This window comes from Pseudomonas sp. LSJ-87 (assembly GCF_032971465.1).
In the GTDB taxonomy this organism is placed as follows: Bacteria; Pseudomonadota; Gammaproteobacteria; order Pseudomonadales; family Pseudomonadaceae; genus Aquipseudomonas; species Aquipseudomonas putida_Z.
Window position 1 is genome coordinate 1 of sequence record NZ_JAWJYQ010000016.1, and the last position, 2,141, is coordinate 2,141.

General features: G+C 64.9%; 3 protein-coding genes. 2 read left to right on the forward strand and 1 reads right to left on the reverse strand.

Going from position 1 to position 2,141, the window contains the following annotated elements:
• Positions 1-6: 6 nt before the first annotated feature.
• The gene (gene prmB / locus RYH74_RS11220; protein WP_015269350.1) at positions 7-915 is read right to left on the reverse strand and encodes a 50S ribosomal protein L3 N(5)-glutamine methyltransferase; all 909 of its coding nucleotides are present in this window, start codon (positions 913-915) and stop codon (positions 7-9) included.
• A 180-nt stretch (positions 916-1,095) separates the two neighbouring features.
• Here prmB and RYH74_RS11225 point away from each other — a divergent pair, with 180 nt between their 5' ends.
• Both RYH74_RS11225 and RYH74_RS11230 read left to right on the forward strand, forming a co-directional pair.
• A complete protein-coding gene (locus tag RYH74_RS11225; protein ID WP_025338152.1) occupies positions 1,096-1,686 on the forward strand; it encodes a cysteine hydrolase family protein in 591 nt (196 codons plus the stop codon).
• A gap of 85 nt (positions 1,687-1,771) precedes the next feature.
• Positions 1,772-2,092, forward strand: a complete 321-nt coding sequence (locus tag RYH74_RS11230; protein WP_024086500.1) for a hypothetical protein — start codon at positions 1,772-1,774, stop codon at positions 2,090-2,092.
• Positions 2,093-2,141: the final 49 nt, after the last annotated feature.

A 2,141-nucleotide genomic window follows, 5' to 3' on the forward strand; every position in this document is an offset into this window, starting at 1 on the left:
CTGAAGTCAGACCCGGGCCTTGAACAGTTCCTGATGCTGGCGGCACTGCTCGGCAGTCAGCATGAACACCCCATGCCCGCCGCGCTCGAACTCCAGCCAGGCAAAGTCCACTTCGGGGTACAGCGCCTCGACATGCACCTGGCTGTTGCCCACCTCGACAATCAGCAAGCCCTTGTCAGTCAGGTGATCCGCCGCTTCGGCCAGCATGCGCCGCACCAGGTCCAGGCCATCGTTGCCGCAGGCCAGACCCAACTCGGGCTCGTGGTGATACTCGGCCGGCATGTCGTCGAAGTCCTCTGCATCGACATACGGCGGGTTGGACAGGATCAGGTCGAAACGCTGCCCCGGCAAACCGCCAAAACCGTCGCCCTGCACGGTGTACACGCGCCCGTCCAGGCCGTGGCGTTCGATGTTCTGGTTGGCCACTTCGAGCGCCTCGAACGACAGGTCGGCCAGCACTACCTCGGCCTCGGGGAACACGTCGGCGGCAACGATGCCGATGCAGCCAGAACCGGTGCACAGGTCAAGAATGCGCGCCGGCTCGCTCGCCAGCCACGGCTCGAAGCGTTTCTCGATCAGCTCGCCAATCGGCGAACGTGGCACCAGCACGCGCTCGTCGACGATGAAAGACATGCCGCAGAACCAGGCCTCGCCCAGCAGGTAGGCGGCCGGCACGCGTTCTTCGATACGGCGCTTCAGCAGGTGCTGCAGGCGTACCCGCTCGTCGTCCTCGAGCATGCAGTCCAGGTAGCTGTCAGCCACCTCCCACGGCAGGTGCACCGCCCCCAGTACCAGCAGGCGGGCCTCGTCCCAGGCGTTGTCGGCACCGTGGCCGAAGAACAGGTCGTGCTCGTGGAAGCGGCTGACCGCCCAGCGGATGTAGTCGCGCAGCGTGCGCAGGCGGGATGTGATCACGGGGTACTCCTAATTCAGACCGGACAAAAGTCTAACAGCCCCACCCGCACATTTGTTCCTTTGCCTTACCCAATGGCTAGCCACAAGCCAGTAACCATGCCGCTTGCGTTGTCAACCATTCCCATTGGCGCCAAGGCAGGGGAGAATAGGTATACAAAAGCCCTATCCAAGGAGCCCTTGATGTCCGTTCCAACCACGATGTTTCGCCTCACTGGCCGCGACTACCCGCCGGCCAAGCTGAGCCACGCCAGCCTGATCATCATCGATGCGCAAAAGGAGTACCTCAGCGGGCCCCTGGCGCTGTCGGGCATGGACGAGGCCGTGGCCAACATCGCCAGGTTGCTCGACGCCGCGCGCAAGAGCGGCCGTCCGATCATCCACGTTCGCCACCTGGGCACTGTCGGTGGCCGCTTCGATCCACAAGGGCCGGCCGGCCAGTTCATTCCGGGGCTGGAGCCGCTGGAAGGCGAAATCGTCATCGAAAAACGCATGCCCAATGCATTCAAGAACACCCAGCTGCATGAGACCCTGCAGGCGCTGGGCCACCTGGACCTGATCGTCTGCGGCTTCATGAGCCACTCCAGCGTCAGCACCACGGTACGCCGCGCCAAGGACTATGGTTACCGCTGCACCCTGGTGGAAGACGCTTCGGCGACCCGCGACCTGGCATTCAAGGATGGGGTGATCCCGGCCGCGCAGATCCACCAGTGCGAAATGGCCGTGATGGCCGACAACTTCGCTTGCGTGGCCCCCACCGCCAGCCTGATCTGATCGGCTGGTACAACCGCCCGGCAGCCGGGCGGAACCCGATGGGCGGCTCCAGGTCGAATTCCGGATATCCACAGAGGAGAGCGGAATGAAGCTCAAAGGCAGTTTCGACGCCAAGCGCCTGCGCCCGCGCGAACCGCGTAACTGGGGCGCCCGCCTGGCGGCCGGCCTGTCGGCCATGCTGGCGACCCTTGGCGTGCTGCTGGCAATGGCCGGCGTCGCCGGCCTGCTGGGCAACTACCCTGCCCTGGCGGAGCTCAATGCCAACAAACCGCTGGCCGGTATCCTCACCGTGGCCGGCCTGCTGCTGCTGTGGCTGGGCGTGCGCTTCTGGCGGCGCAGCCGCATTCGCCTGCGCCGCGGGCGGGAACTGAACCTGTCGCCGCACCTGATGAAAAAACACGATTGAGGCGCTGCTGACGCGCTCCTTGTGGGAGCGGCCTTGTGTCGCGAAAGGG